The 22,008-nt window shown below is 30.9% G+C and carries 21 protein-coding genes; 9 read left to right on the top strand and 12 right to left on the bottom strand.

Annotation, left to right across the window (positions count from 1 at the left end):
- Positions 1 to 102: 102 nt before the first annotated feature.
- The 3 genes from MTP08_RS14645 to MTP08_RS14635 form a co-directional block, all read right to left on the bottom strand.
- Complete coding sequence (locus MTP08_RS14645; RefSeq protein WP_243577820.1) at positions 103 to 1,293, bottom strand: HNH endonuclease signature motif containing protein; 1,191 nt, start codon at positions 1,291 to 1,293, stop codon at positions 103 to 105.
- Between the two features lie 5 nt (positions 1,294 to 1,298).
- Positions 1,299 to 1,793 carry a helix-turn-helix domain-containing protein gene (locus tag MTP08_RS14640; protein WP_243577819.1) on the bottom strand — a complete coding sequence of 165 codons (495 nt, stop codon included), beginning with the start codon at positions 1,791 to 1,793 and terminating at the stop codon, positions 1,299 to 1,301.
- Positions 1,794 to 2,143: 350 nt separating this feature from the next.
- On the bottom strand, positions 2,144 to 4,804 hold the full coding sequence (locus MTP08_RS14635; protein ID WP_243577818.1) for an ATP-binding protein: 2,661 nt from the start codon (positions 4,802 to 4,804) through the stop codon (positions 2,144 to 2,146).
- Positions 4,805 to 5,428: 624 nt separating this feature from the next.
- Between MTP08_RS14635 and MTP08_RS14630 the strand changes: the two genes are divergently transcribed.
- The 4 genes from MTP08_RS14630 to MTP08_RS14615 all read left to right on the top strand — a co-directional run bounded on the left by MTP08_RS14630 (position 5,429) and on the right by MTP08_RS14615 (position 9,199).
- Entirely contained in the window at positions 5,429 to 5,872 is a 444-nt protein-coding gene (locus tag MTP08_RS14630; protein ID WP_243577817.1) for a JAB domain-containing protein, read from the top strand.
- Between the two features lie 60 nt (positions 5,873 to 5,932).
- A complete protein-coding gene (locus tag MTP08_RS14625; RefSeq protein ID WP_243577816.1) occupies positions 5,933 to 6,889 on the top strand; it encodes a zincin-like metallopeptidase domain-containing protein in 957 nt (318 codons plus the stop codon).
- A 310-nt stretch (positions 6,890 to 7,199) separates the two neighbouring features.
- On the top strand, positions 7,200 to 7,775 hold the full coding sequence (locus MTP08_RS14620) for a hypothetical protein (protein ID WP_243577815.1): 576 nt from the start codon (positions 7,200 to 7,202) through the stop codon (positions 7,773 to 7,775).
- Complete coding sequence (locus MTP08_RS14615; RefSeq protein WP_243577814.1) at positions 7,775 to 9,199, top strand: DUF5712 family protein; 1,425 nt, start codon at positions 7,775 to 7,777, stop codon at positions 9,197 to 9,199. Before MTP08_RS14620 ends, MTP08_RS14615 begins: the two co-directional genes overlap by 1 nt.
- Before the next feature lie 39 nt (positions 9,200 to 9,238).
- On the opposite strand, the gene MTP08_RS14610 is transcribed toward MTP08_RS14615, so the two are convergent.
- Together MTP08_RS14610 and MTP08_RS14605 are read right to left on the bottom strand one after the other, a co-directional pair.
- Positions 9,239 to 9,550 (bottom strand): hypothetical protein, encoded by a 312-nt coding sequence (locus tag MTP08_RS14610; protein WP_243577813.1) that lies wholly within the window; start codon positions 9,548 to 9,550, stop codon positions 9,239 to 9,241.
- Between the two features lie 18 nt (positions 9,551 to 9,568).
- Entirely contained in the window at positions 9,569 to 9,832 is a 264-nt protein-coding gene (locus MTP08_RS14605; RefSeq protein WP_243577856.1) for a hypothetical protein, read from the bottom strand.
- 254 nt (positions 9,833 to 10,086) lie between these two features.
- On the opposite strand from MTP08_RS14605, the gene MTP08_RS14600 reads away from it, so the two are divergent.
- Genes MTP08_RS14600 through MTP08_RS14585 form a run of 5 tightly spaced genes read left to right on the top strand, consistent with a single transcriptional unit; the run spans position 10,087 to position 12,839 of the window.
- Positions 10,087 to 10,398 carry a hypothetical protein gene (locus MTP08_RS14600; RefSeq protein ID WP_243577855.1) on the top strand — a complete coding sequence of 104 codons (312 nt, stop codon included), beginning with the start codon at positions 10,087 to 10,089 and terminating at the stop codon, positions 10,396 to 10,398.
- Positions 10,374 to 10,538, top strand: a complete 165-nt coding sequence (locus MTP08_RS14785; RefSeq protein WP_394803782.1) for a cyclic-phosphate processing receiver domain-containing protein — start codon at positions 10,374 to 10,376, stop codon at positions 10,536 to 10,538. The genes MTP08_RS14600 and MTP08_RS14785 overlap by 25 nt, the downstream gene beginning before the upstream one ends.
- Positions 10,539 to 10,567: 29 nt before the next feature.
- The gene (locus MTP08_RS14595) at positions 10,568 to 10,699 is read left to right on the top strand and encodes a hypothetical protein (protein ID WP_394803781.1); all 132 of its coding nucleotides are present in this window, start codon (positions 10,568 to 10,570) and stop codon (positions 10,697 to 10,699) included.
- Positions 10,700 to 10,756: 57 nt separating this feature from the next.
- The gene (locus MTP08_RS14590; RefSeq protein WP_243577854.1) at positions 10,757 to 11,671 is read left to right on the top strand and encodes a WYL domain-containing protein; all 915 of its coding nucleotides are present in this window, start codon (positions 10,757 to 10,759) and stop codon (positions 11,669 to 11,671) included.
- Between the two features lie 10 nt (positions 11,672 to 11,681).
- A complete protein-coding gene (locus tag MTP08_RS14585; RefSeq protein ID WP_243577853.1) occupies positions 11,682 to 12,839 on the top strand; it encodes a PDDEXK-like family protein in 1,158 nt (385 codons plus the stop codon).
- A gap of 66 nt (positions 12,840 to 12,905) precedes the next feature.
- Here the strand turns inward: MTP08_RS14585 and MTP08_RS14580 are convergent, their stop codons facing one another.
- The 7 genes from MTP08_RS14580 to MTP08_RS14550 form a co-directional block, all read right to left on the bottom strand.
- Positions 12,906 to 13,256, bottom strand: a complete 351-nt coding sequence (locus tag MTP08_RS14580) for a DUF2493 domain-containing protein (RefSeq protein ID WP_243577852.1) — start codon at positions 13,254 to 13,256, stop codon at positions 12,906 to 12,908.
- Positions 13,257 to 13,362: 106 nt separating this feature from the next.
- Positions 13,363 to 14,493 (bottom strand): hypothetical protein, encoded by a 1,131-nt coding sequence (locus MTP08_RS14575; RefSeq protein WP_243577851.1) that lies wholly within the window; start codon positions 14,491 to 14,493, stop codon positions 13,363 to 13,365.
- A 53-nt stretch (positions 14,494 to 14,546) separates the two neighbouring features.
- Complete coding sequence (locus MTP08_RS14570; RefSeq protein ID WP_243577850.1) at positions 14,547 to 16,052, bottom strand: DUF7017 domain-containing protein; 1,506 nt, start codon at positions 16,050 to 16,052, stop codon at positions 14,547 to 14,549.
- Positions 16,030 to 18,135, bottom strand: a complete 2,106-nt coding sequence (locus MTP08_RS14565) for an ATP-dependent DNA helicase (RefSeq protein ID WP_243577849.1) — start codon at positions 18,133 to 18,135, stop codon at positions 16,030 to 16,032. The genes MTP08_RS14570 and MTP08_RS14565 overlap by 23 nt, the downstream gene beginning before the upstream one ends.
- A gap of 374 nt (positions 18,136 to 18,509) precedes the next feature.
- Positions 18,510 to 20,219, bottom strand: coding sequence for a response regulator (locus MTP08_RS14560; RefSeq protein WP_243577848.1), 1,710 nt, complete (start codon positions 20,217 to 20,219; stop codon positions 18,510 to 18,512).
- 3 nt (positions 20,220 to 20,222) lie between these two features.
- Complete coding sequence (locus tag MTP08_RS14555; RefSeq protein ID WP_243577847.1) at positions 20,223 to 20,864, bottom strand: hypothetical protein; 642 nt, start codon at positions 20,862 to 20,864, stop codon at positions 20,223 to 20,225.
- Position 20,865: 1 nt separating this feature from the next.
- A complete protein-coding gene (locus MTP08_RS14550; protein ID WP_243577846.1) occupies positions 20,866 to 22,008 on the bottom strand; it encodes a hypothetical protein in 1,143 nt (380 codons plus the stop codon).

The raw sequence follows: 22,008 nt of genomic DNA, 5'->3' as shown, positions 1-22,008 counted from the left end.
TCTCTTCTATTTTACCGATATGTCAAAGCATAAAAAAGGGAATGTTCACCTTAATTTTAGAACGCCATTTTAATTATAACTATTCTCATGGATATTAAAGCTTCAACAATATTCATCAAAACTATCACCACCTGTCCACTCAAGTCCTTGAAGTATAGTGAATTGTTTTTCTGCACCAATTTTTTCAAAAAAAGACCCGAGATTATCATGAAAGAAAACATTGTCCTCAAAGTTAACTTCAGCAATAGCATAAGGTTTTATTGGATTTTCTTCATTACTTCTGCACAACACCCACAATGTTTGTTCATCTTCTGAAACTGCAAAATTCTCAACTATAAAACTGATGTATTTGTTTTTAGAGAAAATAGACCCAATTTTTAAATTAACGCAATAGGTAACAATCGGCTTTTCGTAATTTCCTACTGGACAGCATGGAAATTCACTAAGTGCTTTCCAATTTTTAAGATTTTGAAAAGCATTATTAGTTAGTGATTTTTTATATAGCGTTTCATCTTCAGCATGCTCATGTATTAAACTCGAATGAAGATTTTCGGAAAATGTATTTTCAATGTCTAGATTTGTAGTTTCAACTACACTTTGATTATTAACATTCTCATGTAATTCGCCTAGAAATTCATCTTCAAATTTAAAATTCTGTGCAATTTGAGGTTTATTTGAGCTAAATAATTCCTTTAATCTGTCATCATTTTCGTTGGCTTTTTTGGAACTGATTGACGTACTTCGCTTATAAATCCATTCTCCCAATGATCCTCCCTGTAATGTTTTATTACTATTTGCCCAAGCCAGCAATTTTTCTTTGCTTACTTTCGCTTCTTCAATACTTACTGTACACATCCATTTATAATTTGGTTCAGGAAATAGATCTCTGAATTTTGACGGATTTTCAAGAAAAGCTTCCACGCTTCCACAGATAATTTCAATTCGTTTAGCTGTAATAGGATTGAGTAGAATATTTTCTAATTTAGTGACCCAACGAAGATTTTCCGGACGATTGTTTTGCTTGTTGGTATCTATATGATCAACTACATGTTCTTTCGTTGGTGGTTCGCCATGAAATGCGGTGGTAACAATTCTGTGAATACGAACAGAAGCTATTTCTAAATATCCAGTTTCTTTGTTGAGTTTGCCAAAAGTCCACTTATTATCAGTCGGTCGAGCTCGTTTATCGAGAGGAGTGTATCGTAATACAGAACCATTATCTCGAACACAATAATGTTCATTTTTATAATGGCACTCTTTGGTAACATTGTAATTTTCTAATAAGTTTTCCATAGGAATTACATTTGGGTTGGTACAATATCAATTTGATGTCCTATAACAAATGCAATTCTGGAAAGAATATCCAGTCCAACGGAATATTTTCCTTTTTCAATCCTGCTGAGATTTGCAGCGTCTACATTCGCTAGCTTTGCTAAATCCTTTGCTTCTATTCCTTTCGCTTCACGAATTTCACGAATTTTGTTTCCTATTCGAGTTCTTTCTCCCTGTCTGTCTCCGGAACTCAGTCCCATGAATGTGATGCCAATTAACATTAAATCACGCCAAATACTATTGGCCATGATTTCTTTGTCTTCAGAGAAATTTTTGTCAAAAACAGACTCTACTTGGCGTAATTGATAATTACGTGTAGTTTCATCAGTGTAAATACCAATTCGAGTAAGTAAAGAGAAAATTTCTCCATCCGGCGCAATGACTTCAAGTATTTTGTCATCAATAATCTTTGCTTTTGACTTAAATTCAGTAGCCAAAAACTTCTTAAGTTCTTTGTTCATAATATAAACGCCGTATTTTTTGTGTTGCCGCCACTTTTTTAATTAAACAAATTTATACAAAATTTAACAATTGGCAAATATGCCAATTGTTAAATTTCCTGTACAAAGAAATTTTCAATTAGTGAAAAGTGAACAGCTTTAAGAAATATTATAAACACAAAAAAAGAGACTTTGGCAAGAGTCTCTCCAATATCTTTAAAACCATTTGTCATTTAACTATTAGTGTTGATAAAGCCCGAGTAAAACCATTAAAGGTTTAGCCAGCATAAGCGAAAACGAAGGGGTTCAACAGGGGTTTCATTTTAAATTTTTTCAAGCCCCAACGGAAACTTGCTTACTGCCTTCGTGTACTATTTAATCCAACTCATTGCTTTAGACGCGTAAATTCCCTTTGAACTTTGTTTTACGCCTTCAAAAAAGTCGTCAGGTAATGTCTTGACGATTTGCATAGCCCTTATCTTTGGATTTTCTCTAACTAAGGATTCTAGGGTTCTAATTTTTGGATAAGTGTAAATTTTGTCTTTTAGAGCTTTAGCTATTTCATCGTCACTTTTCGCTAATAAACTTTGGCCGAAATCCGTCAATTCTTTTTCTCTATTAATAATGTCCAAGTAATATAATTCTTTATTGAATCTGCTGCTGATTGCATGTTTGTCTATTGTAAAAAGCGGAATAATTTCTATGATATCTTTTACAGAACTTTTAGGGCAAAAACCCACTGTGTCTTTAGTGTCATAACTTACACTTCCTTGTAGACCACGACCTTTTTGGGGCTCAATTAGTCGATGTTTTATATCGAGATTTGAAAGCATAAACCAACTAATCAAGTTTTTTGCGTAAGCATCCCAAGTATTATCTTGATACTCCTGTTTAAAGATTGTTCTTAATGTCGCAACGATATCTACTTTCGTAATTTTTGATTGTTGAAGTTTCGAAAGTGCGATATATGGAGTGTAATTCTGAAATTTTGCGGTAATATAATCTATAAAGCCTCCCTTTGTTACTTCATCGACGTCTGATATAAACACAGCTTCTGAAATTTTACTTATTATACCAATATTTCTAGGTTCGATAAGGATATTATTTAGTGTTTCAGTACTTATGAATTTTGGATGTTTATCAAGTAAAGAATCCAAAGTCTCGCTTTTTTGTTTTTCAAATAACAGAAAAACTTCCAAACACAAATTAACTCCTTGTCGCAAGAGATAACTTTCCCCAATGATTGGAATTTTACTTGTTATAAGGTAATCGCGATAAATATCCCAATAAATATTATAGTTTGCTCCTGATCGAATAATCATTCTTTTGTGAAGTAATGATGCTATTGTTTGTCCGTCAATAACGTCACCAACTTCTGTCTCGTCAAAATTGGAACTTTCAAAAGCTCTTTTAGCGATGATTTGCAAAGCTTTTAGTTCATCTGCGTTTAGTCGTTCTTCGTCTTTTTTAAATAAGTCTTGAATATTCAAATTTGATTCTAGTAAATCTTCTTTCATCAGGCCCGATTGTATTTGGTCAAAGATATGGATGCACAACTTTTTGGTTAACCAAGGCAATCCTTGTGAACTTTCTTTAATTCTATCTTTAATACTTTTTTCTAGTGGACCAATTGAACCTTCGAGTTGCCTTATGACACCATCGATTTCCCTTTCTCCGAATTCATTCACTGTAAATTCGCGAGCTTGCTCCCGCGCTTGTTGCCAAATATGGTAAGATGGATCATCGCTTTGAATAAAAAAGTCAGATTTCCACGAAAAACCTATTATCAGATTTGGTTTTTTATCTGTCACATCGCTAAGAAATTTATAAAAAGTTTTGAAAAAATCTTTTTTCCGGAAGACATCCTCAAATTGGTCGAAGATTAATACTAAAAAGCGTTGCTCAATTTTTAGTATTTCAAGTAGAGCAATTACGCTCTCCGATGAGAGCAAATCAACATTTGAGTTAAATGCAATTTCTTTCGTGAACATATCTTTTTTAAGAAAATTATCTTGATATGCCTTTTGAATAAGTTTTTTAAAAGATAGTGCCACAAAGCTATCAGATGTTGCGCTACGTGTGTCGATGGCAATCGCATAAAATTTGTTACGATAATGTTTATTTGTAGTCCGGCCTTTGAGTTCCAACACGAGAGAGCTTTTTCCCCATCCAGATTTTCCATTCAAATAAAAAATTCGCTTTTTGGAGGTTCCATCCGAAATCTGCTTGAAAAAACTAAGTATTTTGATTCGTATTTCATCTCGCCCGACAAAGTGTTTTTTATCTGAAGATGCAGGGAGATAGTCATACCAATGTTCACTCTCTTGAACTTCTGAAATTGATTCAATAACTTGTTCGTCAGATATTACAGGCTTTTTACTTGGTTTTGCATCAAAAGATGAAATAGTATTCAAATTTGTAATCTCCTCAATTCTTTCTTTTAGCATTAAAATCTCATCATCCTGAACAAGTCTATTACTATCTTGCGCAGTTACAACAATTGCTTTCGTAGGAACCGCATTAGATTCATTAATCAAGTAAATGAAATAGTCGCCTTTGTAAGTGACGGCCAAAATTCTTTTTGCAATTATTAAATTATTCAAATGGTGAGTAGGTTCAAAAATCATTTTACCGTCCCGTAACATGTCGATAATTTCTCCAGGCTCAAAAAAGCTTAAATTTTTATATTTCGGTTTTGATTTAATTTCGCTGAGCAATGCGCCAGCTTGACTTTCAAGTTCTTGTGTTCTAAAAAAGTATCCTTTGTCAATTTCTTTATAATCAACATTGAATGCAAATTTTGATAGTTCATCGGAGGAAAATTTTTCTTTAGCTTTACATTCAACATACAACGTTTCTTTATTATGTTTGTGAGTTGCTACTAAGTCAATTTCCATTCCAGAATAATTAATATTTCCTCGGATTTCATACTGGTGTATATAAAGTATGTTTCTAATTAAAGCTTCAAAACAATTGCCTTTAGCTTTATTAGATGCACCATCTTCCAGTAAAATTCTAATCTCAGATTTCATAATAATTAATTTAACTCTAAATATAGCTGAATTTTCAGTACAATACTCAACGGCATAACCGCCAAATCCAAATATACGAATTGAGCCAATATAAAAATAAACAGTTGCGCCAATGTTTTTTTAATTTTATTAGAATCTGGTTTTTAGAATATTAAATTTATTATAAAAAAATATACGCAATTAAGGAATAGTTTTTATGTCTCCTTCTTTTGAAAAAGCTAGAACTCATTCCAATTTCAAAACTACATTACTCTCGTAGGTTTTCTCTGATTTTCTGTAGCAAATGTATGGCGTCAATCTCTTCATAAAAATCCGGAAAGCGGAGCTTCCCAAACCCACCACAAATAGATTTCAGGCTTCATCAATATTTTTTTTAACTGATTTCAAGGAATTGATTTCAGTTTTTTCGTGCTTTTCCTCCATGGTTACATCTGCATAGAAAAGTCAGAAACCTCACAAGATGCAAAGCAGTTCATTGAAATTTTATACTTCGTTCAGTCTTCTATTCTTCAAAAGAAAGAGGATTTAGAAAAAGTCAAAATTTCCTTCAAGCTGCAAATCACAGGTTTTAATTAATGTTTAAGTACGGGAAAAAAAGCCTCCGCCGTACTCGGAGCAAGACAGATGAATTACAATGTAGTCAACGAAATCAAACTAAGTTATTCAAGAAAAGGAAATGCAGAAAAAACAGTCATCAATTCTTATGAAGTATCAGAAGTATTCAGAGCGCATTTTGACAGTGACCAAATGGATTATAAAGAACATTTTTATGCGCTGTATCTAGACCAAAAAAACAAAGTTTTAGGCATCAAAAAAATATCCGAATGCGGAATTTCTTCTACCATGGTAGATGTCAGAATTGTGATGCAGGGCGCTTTGTTGTGCAACGCCAGTGCTATTGTGGTTTGTCATAATCATCCATCAGGAAGCTTGGCGCCCTCATCTGCAGATATTAATATGACCCAAAAGATGGAAGAAGCCGCAAAGGTTTTAGACTTCAATCTCCTCGATCATATTATACTGACGTCAGATTCATTTTTATCATTTCTCGATGAAGGGCTTTTATAAACAGCCCTTTCAGAAAAAATCAAAATCAAAATCAATTTCAATTTAAAATCAAAAAATATTATGCAGGCAATTAAAGAAAATCCAACAGTTTCAACTCCTAAAACGCAAAAAAAATCAGATACATTTATTGATAGAATTTTGGAAAACCTTGACCAGGTTAATGCACATGATTGGGAAATGTACAGCGATTTGAGCACAGTATATCCATCTAATTTATTTTCCGGGAACCGGTATCAGGGTTATAATATTTTAGCCTTGTATTTAGATACAATGATTAAGAAATTTTCATCAGCAAAATACGCAACTTTTAACAGCATTGTAAAAGCTGGCGGAAGATTAAAGAAAGGTTCAAAGGGATGTTTAATTGAATTTTTCACCTACATTTTTAAAGATAAGGAAACCGGAAAAACGGTAAAAAATGAAATGGTGGAAAAGATGAACGAGGAAGAAAAAAAGAAAATTGTGAAAGTTCCATGCGTAAGAAATTACACCGTTTTTAATTCTGAACAGATTGAAAATTTAAATGAAATAAAAATCGATTTCCACGAAGAAAAGGAGACAATTCCGGAAATTGTTGAATTAGAAAATTCTGAAATTTTTATTCATAATATTATCAAAAATGGAAATTTAGTTTTACGCTATTCCATAAATGAAATTGCTTATTATGCGCCTGCATCTGATTTTGTAATGCTTCCGAAAAAGCAATATTTTGTTTCGGGATCAAAATATTACAGTACGCTTTTTCACGAGGTGCTGCACTGGACTGGTCACTCGTCCAGACTCAACAGAAACCTGAAAGGACATGATGACAAAGAAAGCTATTCATTTGAAGAACTGATTGCCGAAATGGGTTCTATGTTGCTTTGTTTACAATTCGGAATTTCGGATGAATTTATTAATAGCGTAAGGTATTTAAAAAGTTGGGCAGGCTCAAACAAGGAAGATAGAGCAAGTAAAATAAGAGGTGCATTTGTAGAATCAAAAAGAGGTAAGAAGTATCTTGAAAATTTACAGTAGCTTGAGAAATATTTAGCAGCTTAACTAACCCTGATTTAGAAAAATCGGGGTTTCTTTTTCGGCGAATTTTGGATAAAATCCCCCGAAAAAGAAACAAGAAAGCGGAATAATTTTATGAATTATTATCCCTTTATTTATAAATTTATGCCTAAATTTAAGCGTAGAGAAAGGAAAGCAAGAGGAAACGAGGCTTTTATAGCCATCGTGCTGAATATCAATTATATAAATTTAATTATTATTTATTTAATGTCAAAAAACATGCCATTAAAAAATATAATATATTATAAATCAGATGAATAAAATTGTTTATATGGAAAAAAATGAGGGCAAAACAAAGAAAATTGTAGTTGGAGAGCTTACCCATATTAATCTTACTAATCTCAAGAAGATATATAAAATAACCTCGATGGACAGGCTCATTAATGAGCTTATCAGTTACAAAAATAACGACAGTAAAAAATTTGGTTTCGATAATGATTCTCTGAAAAAAGACATGGTTGAATTTCGGGGAAAATTAGATTCGAGAATTGATGGAGTTTATAAAAGACTAGGAAAGTACAATGATTTGTATTTCGGAAAAATAATAGACTTAAATGATAAGATGGATGATCTTTTTTCTTTACTAAATAAATCAAATGTCGGACAAGAAATTGAAGTAAAACAGAAAGATGAAGCTTCGGAAATTTCAACGAATTCGGTCAATGAAAAATTAAAAAATGATTTTGAAAACTTATCAAAATCTCACACGATTTTGGAGGAGGAAAATGAAAAACTACAGCGAACAATTAACTTATTGCAGTCTAAATTTCAAGCTAATAAAAATCCTTTTTCGAGTAAGTTTGAGGCGAGTTTGAGCAAAGATGAATTTGATAATATTTTTGATTAATGCATATTTCATTCACAAAACATGATCCGAGGATTTCAACAAGTTCAAAAGGTATTTTAGAATATCTTGATAAGGAAAATATTGGGAGAGAATCTGAGCTTGAAGATTTCCAGGAAAATGAAAATTTAGAGTTTTCGTTCGATGACGAGCAACTCGGAAATCAAAATTTATTTTTCATGAATGTTGAAAATGATGACGAAAAATTCTTTACGAAAGATGTAGCTTCCGATAAAATTGATGGCAACTTAAGTAACCGCTCAAAAGAGAATGAAAGCAAATTTTTTATGCTTAATATTTCGCCTGGAAAAGATGAAATTGAACATTTAAATGAATTAGTAAATCTCGAATTAAAATCTAAAGGAATTGGAGAAACAGAGAAAGAGATTTTGAACCAAACTGAAGAGGGTAAAAAATATTTAGAACTCATTAAAAATGATTTAATGCACCAATCTCTTCGCGAATATACGAGAGATTTGATGAAAAATTATGCAGAAAATTTTGACAGAAAAGTTTATACCAATCCGGAAAAATTACCCACTCAAAAAGAAGAAAAAGAAATCAATCAATTTGCAAAAAATGAATTAAAAAATCAGGGAATTTCTCCTGATGATTCCGGATATGCCGAAAAGTACCAAGAGCTTCGGGAGCAGAAAGCGACAGAATTAGGTAAAGATCTATCAGTAAGAAAAATGAATGAGAATGATCTCGTCTGGTTTGCCAAAGTTGAAGAAAAACGGACTTATAAAGGAAATGATAATTGGGTTATCGCCAACCGTAAAATTCAGAAACGGATTAACGAGCTTGGATATTCTACCCGTGAAGATGTAAAGAAGGAAATTGAAGATTTAAAGAAAAGTCTGTTTAAAGACCGAGTGACAGGAAAAGTTATCAGGGAAGGGTTGCGGAAAGGAGGACAGCAGTATCATGTACACGTTATTGTTTCCCGGTATGACAATTGTTCCAACAAGCGGCACAGAAAATCCATTTCTCCTTTGTCCAACCACCGAAGTGGAACTGTGGCCAATAAAAATATTGCAGTTGGCTTTAACCGAGATGAATTTTTTAAAAAAGCGGAACAGAGTTTTGATCAGAAATTTCAATTTCAAAGAACCCGTTCTTATGAAAAATTCAATCAGCAGAAAAAGGAGAGGAGGGCTTTGTTAAATCCAAACTTAAAAAAATCCAATGCTAAGTTGAAATCTGTTGGGAAGTCTCTCGCAGGTAAAATAGCAGCGCCGGTTAAACATGAAGTGCTTAAAAATTCCGGAATACAGGAATTAAGCAAATTAAATCTGATGAATGGAGTGAGTAGGGAACTGGGCTTTAGAATTCCTTTGAGTATCCCGAAATCTCCGATGCAGATGGTGTATAAGATTACAAGATCGACGGTTGGGAAGATTTTGGATGTGGGGAAGGGGTATTGAAAAGCGGTCTCAGTTATTTATTACATTTACCTGCAGTCTCTATTTTTTCATCTTACCACCAATTTTCCCCATTGCTGTCAAAACAGTCAGGACGAAACCGCCAACAGCGACAATAACTTCTCCTGTTTTAACCAAATTATCTCCCCAATTACGTTTAGTTTCATTTGTTTTTTTATCCCTTTCATCCCTAAAATTTTTCTTCTTTTTTAGTTCACCAGTAATATATACATCAGCATCAGTTTCATTTAAATTTTCTTCCTTAGCCACTTTTCTTAATAGTTCCCATTCTTCTGATGTTAATATTCCATCTTCCACACATTTTTTTACGGCATCTTTAAATCTTTCTGTCATTTTTTTAAATTAAATATTTTATAAGTAAGCGTATGTACCATCTTCTTTTACAAATGCTAATGCGACTTTGTCAGCATTAATTGAATCTCCGTTTTTCATCAGTTCATTGTAAGTTGCTTTAACAAGGGAGTAAGTTCCTTGAGTTCCAGCATAAGTATTCCCAGAATCAGTTTTAATATTATTTCTATTTAGATGATTAGCTAATTCAGGGCCTGACATAACCGTTCCTGTATTAGCCAGATGATTTGCTAAATCTTTGATAAAAGTTTTTTTCGGACTCATATTTTTAAAGAATTTCCAGATTTCACTTCGCTTTGAAGTTAAGGACGAAACGGAAGAGTTGGTTTTTAGTTAATTTTACGCCCTGTTATACTAAATTAGTGCAAGTTCTTTTATTAATTGAATTTCTATGCGATTTCAAAAAACAACCAAATATACGCAATTCCCTTAAAGGTGTTAATTTTATTTTAGGAAACTTAAATGATGGTCATATTCTGTCTGACTAAACTAAGAATTTTGTTATCAAGAAATAAACAATGAATGTTCTCAGTAGTAATAAATTCAAAATCCAATCTGCTTTCATCAAGTCTTTATTTGTTGTCGATACAGAAAATAATGCAGCAACTACATTGAAGATTAATGAAAGGCAATTTTTTGAAAAACTTCGTACTTTCATGCCTTTTTTTGAATGGGAAAAAAGTTTAAATAATTTTAAAATAGTTTACAGCTTAGTTTTGTATCATAAATTCAAACAGTGCCCTTCAGAACCTGAAATTTTGGTTAAACTGTTGTGGTTTGAAGGAGAAGAAAATGGTGCAAAAAAATGTTATATAAAAATTCAATTTTAAAGATGGTGAATTTATATTTGGACGATGTAAGAACATGTCCTGAAAATTATATTTTAGCTACCTCTTATGATGAATTTGTTGACTTTATTAAAAATAAGGAATTCCCAAATTTATTTCTTTTGACCATGATCTGGGATTAGGAAAAACAGGTTATGACTGTGCTAAATTTTTGGTTGAGTATTGTTTGGAAAAGCAACTCAATCTTCCAGGATTTTTTGTTCATAGCCAAAATCCAGTTGGCAAATTGAATATAGAATCACTTCTTAAAAATTTTCAAAAATTTCAAGACCCAGAAAAATAATTTTAGGTGGTCATTTTTTGACTAACTTAAAAATTATCTTTGATTTAAAATTAAACTATGGCCAAGAGACAGGAGACACTTTTAAGATTGACATATATTGTTAATTTTTTAAAATCAAAAAAAGATGGAGCAGATTATTTTGAAATAGCTAAACATTTGGAGGAACGAGCCTACAGAGAAGGTGAAGGGCAACTTCCATTTAGTGAAAAGACTTTTCAGCGTGACAGAAAAGTAATCGAAGAATTTTACAATGTTATTATTCAGTTTAAAAACTCAAATAAAAAATATCATATTGTTGATACTGATTCGGATGAAACTAATTCTACATTGTTATATAGCATTATTCTTATCAACGCTTACAAGCAAATTGGCAATCGTCAAGATGTAATTATCTTTGAAAAAAGACAAGCTTCCGGACTCTATAATTTCGATGGATTTGTCCATGCCATTCATAATTTAAAAAAGATTTCTTTTGAATATGTTCGACATTGGGAAAAAACGGGAAACAGGAAAGTGGTTGAGCCATATGCTTTGAAAGAATTTAGAAATCGGTGGTATTTACTGGCTGTTGATACACAAAAATCTAATTTTGAATTAAGAATTTTTGGACTAGATAGAATCACCAATTTAGAAATACACAATTCTCAATTTCGCAAGCAAGAATTTGATATTGAAAAGATGTTTGTGAATTCTTTTGGTATTGTTTCTACATTAAATATTGAGCCAACGATTATTGAACTTTCTTTTGAAACAGCTCAAAGGAAGTTTGTGAAGTCACTTCCAATTCATCACTCGCAAGAAGTATTGGTTGACAATGGAAGCGATTTTAAGATTCAGTTACAATTGGTTCCTACCTATGATTTTTACCAAGAATTGGCAACGCACGCGGAAAGACTTATAAAAATTGATCCTCCAAAAGTAAGAGATGAATACTTGAATTTTTTAAAGAAAGGAATAGAAAATTTACTATAAAAAACTAAGAATGGGAAAAGAAATTATTAATAATCAGAAGAAAATTTCAGGTCAGAATGATTTTACTTTTTTACGACAAATAAAGCAACTTATTGATTTTAATGAAGAAAAGGCGATTTTATCGGGAGAGAATTTTAATATTTTTTCCATTATGAGCATGGAGTCCGATGAAGTTTTTACACATTCTGCATTGATAGCTGAACTCTTAAATCCAAAGGGAAGTCATGGAATGGGAGGTGATTTTCTAAAAGCATTTTACGGGATTGTGCTTGAGGAAGAATTTACATTAAAATTGGATGAAGTGATTTGTGCAAAGGAAGAGCATATTGGTTTTAGAAACAAGGATCAGACTCTTGGTGGTAGATTGGATATTGTTTTAAAAGATTTCCAACAGAATGGTTTTGTAATTGAAAATAAAATCTACGCAGGAGAACAGGTAAATCAACTTTTAAGGTATAAAAACAAATATCCGGATGCAAAGTTATTATATCTTACTTTATACGCTGAAAGTAGTAGGCAGGTTAGTTCAGATGGTGTACAATATACTTCAATTTCGTATGAAAATGATATTAAAAATTGGATTGAAGAGTGTACAAAATTGTCTTTCAACAAGCCAATTATCAGGGAAACTTTGCAGCAATATTCAAACTTGATTAAAAAATTAACTCATCAAACAGCAAATAAAAAAATGAAAGAAAAAATTATTGAAATTATATCTGAAAATTTTGAAGCTTCACAAGAAATTTACAATAATTTTTTAGCAGCGTTAAGGCTTAAACAGTTAGAACTTTTAAATTTTACGTCTGAAAAATTTAATGAAGAAATGATTAAAAATTTGTGGGGTGATATTTCTTCGAAAGTCCATGAAAAGAAGGATTTGGATGTTCTTGAAATCAATTTTAAAAATGAACTTTGCATTCAATTTCGAATTAAGAATTTAAAAGACCCTTTGTTTTTAATAGGTTTAACGAACAAAGACCTTGATAGTAAATATTCCAATGCTTTAAACACACAATTTGGTTTCAAAGATGTAGACTGGAGAACAAATGAGTGGGTATTATTTAAACATGATTGCAAAAATTTTGGACAAACCAACTTTCAAAATGATCGACAAGTTTTAGAATATGTCCTAAAAATCATTAAATGTCTTCATTGGTTGGAAAATTAGTATTCAGGTTAGATTATAAATACTGAAAAAATCGGCTCAATTAGAAATAATAGAGCCGATTTTATTTTAATAGTTGATGATAAATAGTGTTTTTTCTAGTTTCTTAGCTTTCGTAACAGAGTCTAAAGTTCCTCGAGATTTGCCATCCCAAAACGCAAAAACAATATCGGAAGCTTCAATAATTTCTGTATTTCTATATAAGGCCGCAAGTCTACCATGCTTTTTATGATTGGGTTTATAAACAATCATATCAACTTGGAGTTCTGCAGCATACTTTTCCGCTAGTTTATCCGCGCCCAGTGCCCCACCCGAAACAATAGCATTTAGAAATGATTTATTTTCAATGAATTTATTAAGTGTTTTTTTCAAAAGGTCATAGTCGTTAAAATCTCGACCGCCTACTATTGCAATGTTCATATTTTAAATTTTCTACAAACGTAAAATAATGGTTGGTCAAAAGACGACCACTTAAATAGAGGTCATAAATTATCGTTAAAAATATGGGCAGGTTCTAATCATATTTTTACCAGATCCATTTCGCCTTTTGTTTTTTCTCTAAAGTATCCCTGTCAACTTCATCCATCAAATTATCTTCTGCATTAATGGCTGGATTATACCAGTCAAGTTTTTTCTCAGCCCATTCTATATATTCAATATTCTTAGAGTCATTCGATATTACATAATCAACATACTCACGAAGAATTAAAAATTTTTTCCATCTATGAGCATCATTATACAAAGAAATAAATTTACTGTATTCTTCATCTTTCAGTTTTTGCTTTTTCTCTTCAATTTTTCTTTTTCTTTCCTGCTCTTCTTCCTGAATTTTCCATCGCCTTCGATCTTCTAACATTTCTTGAAACTTAGTTTCAATTTTTATTAAAATTTTTTCAATCTGTTCTTCAATAGGGGATTTTTCAGTATCAACAAATTCAAGAGTATCGTATTTACCAAATTTAAGAGCTAATTTGCCATTTGCTATAAGCTCTCTGTCATTCCAACCATATTTATTAGGAGTTGATACTGCGTTGCTTTTCTCCCTGATATAGAATGACATATAATCTGCTTCACTCACTATGATTTTTAGTCCGTCATCATTTAATAAAACTTGATAGCCTAAAATTTTAAAATTCTTTATAAGATTATCGAGAATTCTAAGTGCTCGGAAAACATTTTTGGGAGTTACAATGATACTTGGTAAACCCCGATCTGTGCTAATCGTACCTTTGACTTGTTCATAAGAATTTGAAACTTTTTTAGTCTCCAAATTAGACTGAGCTTTAATTACAATTTCATCTGGTTTACTTAATCTAACACCTACTTTAAAGATTAAAGATGTGTTATTTCTTATTTTTTCTAGCGCAAGATTCCGGGAAGGATTTTCGTTTGAGTTATTACTTTTGGCTTCGTCAATATTAATCTTTATTTCTTTCTCCTCATTGGGTTTAGGCAGTGGAGTAACATTTAGTTTTTTCCCATATTGTACTTTTTGCCAATGTCCCACTGGAGGAATAGGAATCTCAAAATTTTTACAAATTTTGCGTAATCCATTATCAGACAGGTTAAACTCTTTTGCAAGTTTAGTCATCGGTGTTTTCCAAACCTTATCATAAAGTTCTTTGCGGGTAAGGGTGACTGAGTGTTTTCCTGTCATAATTTTGGTAAATTAACTTTATTCTACTATACGGTGGTATTTTTTTTCTTTTGTTATTGTAGTTTTAAAAAATTCCAACTTAATGTCTGTTTTTCTTTGTTGTACTTTCTGATAGCAACAAAATCTATTGTTTCTCCGTCTTTAAAATTATTTTTTTCAATTAAAGTTTTAGGAAAATAAACATCTTCTAGAAAGCCAAAACCTTTAGGATTAATTTTCATAATTCCAGTAATTGATTTTAAATTTTTATTTTTCATTGAATCATCAGTTCCTTTTTTGAGCGTATGTAATTTTGAAATATTTTCTACAGAAAATTGTGAAAACCGAACATTTAATACATCACCGACAAATATTTTTAACTTCGGATTTATTCTTTCGTGCTTGAAGTGGCTTGTTTTATCATCTGTTGTGATGAAATTGATAATATTTTTATCGTAATTAATATGAGATACAAATATGTTTTGTGATAAAATATTCGAAAATAAAATGGCATCTATTTCAGAGGTCTTGCTATTGTAGAAAGAGATATTTGAAGTAGTTTCTACAATTGAATTTAGTCTCTCAGAAATTAATAGATTAGTTACTTCTGCGGGCAATTTTTGTTGATTTTCTTCTTTTATTTTTTCTATTTTCAGCAATTCGCATTTGGCTTCTGCAAGCATATTTTTGCTTAAAAAATAATTTGCCATTCTAAGATATAATCCAGTTTTCATTTGTTCGACTCCTCTTCCCGATTTACAAGCTTGGCAAAGGCAAGATAGTTTTTCTTCTTCGGAATCTACAATTTGACTCATTAAATCCCAAACCCAAAATTCTGTAGCTTTTTTTTGAGCAAATGGCAGATAGCTTTTCTTCAACTCTTCTTTTTCTCCCATTGCTAAAAGCATTTGAGCTTTGAAATATATTAGGTAGATATAATCAGAATGCTCTTCTACAATCTCATCAATCTTTTGAACATTTGCCAGTACAACACTTTTTTCTATTTGATTTTCTTTATTGGGTATCAGTGCTTTGTAATATGCAGTATAAACCTGCTCTGCAATAGACATAACCATTCTACCATTGGGCAAAACTTCTTTTTCAAAATCTTCGGGTCTTAAATTTTCAAGATTCCACCAATTTACAAAAGATATATACTTATCTCTATTGGTTTTGAGAGCTTTATGTGCCGCTTTCAAAAGAAAGCTATAACTATCTGACGGCTTAGAATAATGAAAGTTTTTTGCAATGTCAATAATATTAAAAACCTCAGAGAATGGAATATTCTGAAGTTTTAATAATTGAAAAAGAAAAGCTCCTATTTTCCAAGAAATTGTATCAAAAAGCATTGTTTCATTTTCGGGAAGATTTAACTCTCTAACTTTAATAAGGTATAAAATAAAATTTTGAATATCTGATTTTTCAGCATGGTCTTTTAAAAACATCCAATATACCCAACTGATGTTTCTTTTAGCGTAAATATTATCTTGATTTTGCTCTAAATCTACCGTAGCCAATTCTAAAGCTTCTTGAAGTTTACCAGACTGTCTAAGTTCTTTAATTCGTTGAGATTGTAGCATATTCTGTAATTTTTTCTATTAATTTTATCAATTTTTCATCTTGTAGATGACCGGAAGTTTTTACCATTGCTGTTGTAAATTCTTTGGATTTTTTGAAACAGAACTGAATGCAAGACAATTTGTTAAAGGTTTCAAAATAATAGGCCACGTTATAATTTTCTATATTTTCTACAACATTGTAAATCTGTATTCCCAAATCTGTACAAGCAGCTGAAATGATAGAATAGATATCTTCTAGAAAAGCTTCTGAAGCCCGGTATGCAGATGGAAATTGCACTTGATTCGGTTTTATCAGGACTTCTTGTAATTTTTGAAACGTTTCATCGTTTCCGGCTGTAAGGATGAAGTCTTTCTCGTAAAATCCAGATAACTTATGGAATATTTGCGCAGATACTAATTTTTCAAAATATCTAAAAGTATATTTCTCACAGTATTCTTCAGAAATAATACTATCGATAATAAAATCTGAATCTTCAAGTTTTTCTAAAACATTCCAATACAACCAACTTTTGCATTTGTGGGCTGTCGCTTGATGAAATGGTGACGTCGGTACTTTTTCAAAATTTAAAGCGTTATTTGGCACTGATGACATACTTCCCACATTTGAAAATTTCAGGTTATAAAATTGTCCAAAATCAGGGAAATTAATTGCGTATAAAATTTCAGAAGCTCTTGTTGTTGCCGTATAAGACCATCGCAAAGGGTCTTTTGATAAACTTGCTCTTCCAGAATAATCTACAAAGACCTGCTTCCACTCTCCACCTTGCGCTTTATGACCTGTGATAGAGTAACCGTATTTTATCCGAATAGCATTGTAAAAATCATCTTTTTTTAGAAAATTTTTAAACTCCTCTGAATTAATTTTTGAATTTGGGTGAGCTTCTCTGAATCTCATTACCGTATTGATGTAAACCGCTTTCATTTCATCTGTTTTTAAATCTCTACTCGTACATTCTAACAGTGTTTCATTAATGTAAGCTTCAATATCTTCATCAAAATCAGGCAATCTCAAACTTACTTTTCTATAGGTAAGTTCTATTACTTTTTTCTTTTTCTCTCCATTTACATCTACAAAAATCGGAGCAGACTGTTTTACAATTGCATCTACATTCACTACCAAAGCAAATTCTCCATTGTAAATTTCTGTTTTGTATTTATGATAATTGTTATTTATGATTTGTACCAAATCTCCCACGGCAATATTTGGTGAATCTGGAAAATATTTTTCTCTAATTTCCTTGTTATACCAATAGTTTTGCGCGTTAGAGTAATTAATAATCACCCCACTGTCAAAATTCGGTTTAGGAAAAAGTGTACAATATTTTTCTACAATATTTTTGCTGTTGAAATTGTGACATGATTCTTCATCAAACTTAAACTTCAATTCTCGCTGAGTGGGATCATTTATGCAATTTCGTATAGACAGTGCATTATCTAGAATCAAATTATCTTTTTGCCTCATTATTTGCTTTAGAAACACTTCTCTTACTGAGAGTGTCTTTTCCGCAAAAAAAGAAGTTTCTAATGCCCAGGAATTATTATCTCCAACTGGCGCTAACTGCGCAGGATCACCGACGAAAATTATTTTGTTATTAGTATTATTATGTAGCTGAGCAAACGTTAGCAAATCGTTCAATAAAATATTAGAGCCAAATGTAAAAAGTTCGTTTTTATTTTCTCTGGAAGAAATCATGGAGGCTTCATCTACAATAATGATCGTGTTTTGTTCTAACTTGACTACCGGAAAATAATATTGAAAGGAATGTTCCGCAAAATCTTCTTTATCAGAATTGATAGTCTTTAAATTATCAAAATCATAAATAGTTGAATGGATCGTTTTGCCATATCCTGTTTTATTTCTCAAAATCTTGGCAGCTCTACCTGTTGGTGCGCAGACCACAAATCTCTTTTTATTTGCATTTAAGGCATCGATAACTCCTTTTATCAAAGTAGTTTTTCCGGTTCCGGCATAACCTTTTACTAAAAATGCAGAGTCATCGCTTTCCAAAAAATCTTCTAAATTTTGGATGACGTTTTCCTGATCGGCATTGAGCGTAATCTGAAAAAAAGATTTAATATCCATATTGACCTAAATTAAATGGTTTTCCAAAAAATGTTTGACTATTTCTTTCGAATGAAAATTAAGTGATGCACAGATACCATTTATTCTGGTCACTTTAAGATCACCATCAAGCAGCTTTGTCTTTCCTTCCTCATTTGAACAGAGATATTGATTATGAGTTGAAACAATATTTAATTTAAACCAAAGATTGTCGTCTCCTTCTAGAACAAATCGATCTCCAGTTTTTAGGGTTGGAGATGATATCCTCTTTACATTACCATATAATGATCTGTTGATTTTTAGGTTTAGATATGACATGCTTTTGGTTTTTAAATTAGTAATATTTATTTGCAAAGCAAAGTTGAAAAGTTGAAGACCTTTATTTGCAATGATAGTTATTCTTTCATCTCATTGGTTAATTTTTCCATTATCTCAATGATTATTTCTAACTCATTTTGATCAAAATGATCTTTGCTTCCATGTATAAACTTGTTTCTTTTTTCTGTTACTTTTGCCAGCTTTACAATTAAAATATTTTCATAATCACATAATCCAAAATAATCGACAATTATACATGCAAGAGAGTTAAAAAAAGATGGCTTATCATTTACATTATTAGGTACGAATATTTTATGATCGGTAATATTGAAATTGTTTTTATTATAACTATATCTAATTACATTACTTTTTTCAAGACCTAGGTAATAGGCATAATCTTCAGTGTCATATTTGAGATAGTATTCATTTTTAAAATGCTCTAAAAAATTAAAACAATTTAAATAAACAATATCTATTGTTGATTTATCTATTAGTTCTAGTTTTTTTGCAGATGCTTTTATAATTTCTGTTTGTTTCAATGTCAATTTCAAAAAACCATCAAATTCCGTTTCATCAATAGAATCCTTGTTTAAGATGTTAGATGAAATTTTGTTTAATAAATTGAATACTCTTTTCAAAAACCTTCTTTGGTTTGCTTTATATAACTCATAGATGAAAGACCGAATAATTTCTTCTGTAAATTTTGATTCCACACTATTTTCTGGTGATTCTTTAACAATAAATCCGTCTGCACCAGCATTTTGTAAAGCTTGTAAATTCCAGATTTTATTGGTTGCTGAAAAGATAATCACTTGAATTCCTGGATTGATTTTCTTTATTTCTTTTAAAATTTTCAAACCTGTAACTTCTGAAATATCATCAGTAAAGTCATTTTCATGCAAACGGAAATCAAGAATTACAATGTCTGTATCTTGTTCTTTTATTTTATTCAATGAAAGATTGATGATTTCTTCTTGTGATTTATCTTTTAATTCATCACCCAAATAATCAAATTCTTGCACTTCGTTTATATCAACTAAAATTTTACAAAAAATCTCATACCAACCCTTATCTGCTTCGTCATCAATATAAAGAATTTTTGAATCTTGTAAGTGTTTAATTTTGAGTTCATTTTCTTCAATTTTAGGAATATCACTTATAGGAAAAATACTTTGTAAATATTTGAAGTACAATTGATTTTCAACTTTGTTTTCAATCTTCTCAATATCTTTATCTGTAGCTCCTATCGTATTAGACCAGCGATAAATTGCCCATTCGTTAGCGATGGAATGATGAGTTTTGTAGCTTGTAGAAGGTTTTAGATTTACATTTTTCAAAGCATTAAGATAATCTCTCGACGAGAAGTCTTTTAAATCCAACCTCTTTAAAAATGCGGTTATCTTTTCATAATTAAAATGTACATAATGTACATTGGGGCATTTAAGAAAATTCGAATAATCACAATGCTGAAAAAATGATGAAGTTGATTCAGTTCCGAGAAGCACAATTGCAAATGGCTTTTCCTTTTTTATTAAATGGAAATACCAGAAGAGAGCAAATTCTATCCCGTCGTAACTCATATAATTGGAAGAATCAAAAACAGTAGGAATTAAAAGCACATCAAAAGAATCAGCATCATATTCAAATTTGGAAGGTAAATATTTGTTAATCTGTTCTTTGCTAAATGTTTGTATTTTGATTGATTCTTCGTTGCTCATACTGTTAAGTAAGGCAATTTCAAATCTATCTTCAAATCCTGACTTCTGATGAAAATAAATAGTTTTCATACTTTAATATTTTTCTATTAATTTTTCTATTTGAGATTTTAAAACTTCTATTTTAATTTCTTCTTTACCAATTTTATTTTGAATCCATTGCGTTAATTTACTTTTATCGACCGCAAGTTCCGGTTCATTTATTCTAGTGTAAATTATATCTTCAATTTCGTCTAAATCATCATTGTTAAGTGTTTGATTGTCGAGTTTATCAAAAAGATATTTTATTATTCTGTTTTGTAATTCTAGTAATGAATTTAATAAGTATCGTGTTCCGTAAATTAAAAGAGGAATATTAATAGATTTTTGCTCTAAAAATAGATTTAAATTATTATACATATCCCCACTATCTACATTACCTGTATACACTTGTTTATCGATCAATAGATTATTCTTAAGACCGCCACTAAAATAAACAAACGGTATATTTTTTCTCAAAAATGACTCTTTTACCAGATCACTTTTAATCCTTCTATTTGGAAAGTTGTAAGATTTGTGAAAAAGAATACAAGTAGCATCTTTGAAATTATCATGAATATATTGATCAATTTCTTCATCCGAACAATCAAAAATTGCTTCTTTGAGAAATGAATTATTTATACCTTCACTAAAATACTCAAGCATTCGACCTTTTCTGTCTTCAAATAGATAAATCATTTTATATGGTTTTATATAGTTTTAATATATGTTTGAGTCCTCCAATTTTATAATCTAATTCTGAAATAATATTTTTAGAAATTACATTTTGTTTATTTTTAATTTCGACCACGGTATTGTCATCTAAACACGTGATTCGGTAATTCTTTTTATTATCCAATTCTGTTTCAATTTCCCAATCAGCAACACAAAATAAATTCTTTTTGGTTTTATCAAAATCTCCTTGCTGACCCATAATTTTAAGACTATCTGGGGCATATGACATATAACTATTTTTGTGGAAAATTTCAAATTGATAAAAACCATCTCGATCCACTAAGTCAAAGGATACCTCGTTCGATTTCGCTTTATTTATATTAATCCACTCTATAATTTGTATTATAGCATGGAAAAACAAGTTAGTATCGATATAAGTATTTAAAGTTTGTCCTATATTTCTGAATCCATCCAAGTACTTTGGCTTTACATCTTTTGATAATCTGGTTTTAATTAGTTCTTTAATCCTATTGAAAAAATTAAAGTCACTCACATCAGTTCTAAATTCTATAACATTTTTAAACTGATTGATAAATATTTCGAATGACTCTCCGTTTATCTCAGCAGTATATGGATGAATGTTCGGATGAATTTCGCACCAATCTTTTATATCACACCAAGTGTAGTTTATGTTTTCATTGTAATTTTTCCAACATGGATATCTATTACCATTATTATCTTCTGTCAAAAACAAAAAATTTCTAATATTAGAATATGTCAAAAAATTAATATTAACTTTTGCGTTTTTTGGCAACAGTTCCTTCGCATAAAGTATATAATCCGGATAATTAAACTCTTGATTTGGATCTGGCTTATGTGTAAACCATTTTAGGTCATCATTTTTACTAAAACCATTTAGGAAACTTACCATGGATTTAGGATCATGTTTATTTATGAAAGTTTCAGCCTGTTTATTTTTATTATCTATAGTTGTCTTTCCCTCAATGCTCATCTCCAGTTTCTTAACTCTTTCCTCAAGATCTTTTCCAAAGACACCATCTTTTTTTATTTCCTCTTTCGCAAGCATTAATACTCGCTCTCGTTGAGCAGGTTTTAGTTTTTTATTTTCCAATAATTCTTGGATAAAGTCATATTTGTCTTTCGCCAT

Origin of the sequence: Chryseobacterium oryzae (assembly GCF_022811665.1) — a bacterium.
GTDB classification, from domain to species: Bacteria; Bacteroidota; Bacteroidia; order Flavobacteriales; family Weeksellaceae; genus Chryseobacterium; species Chryseobacterium oryzae.
Note: the sequence above shows the minus strand (reverse complement) of the source record. Positions and strands in the feature narration are given on the sequence as shown.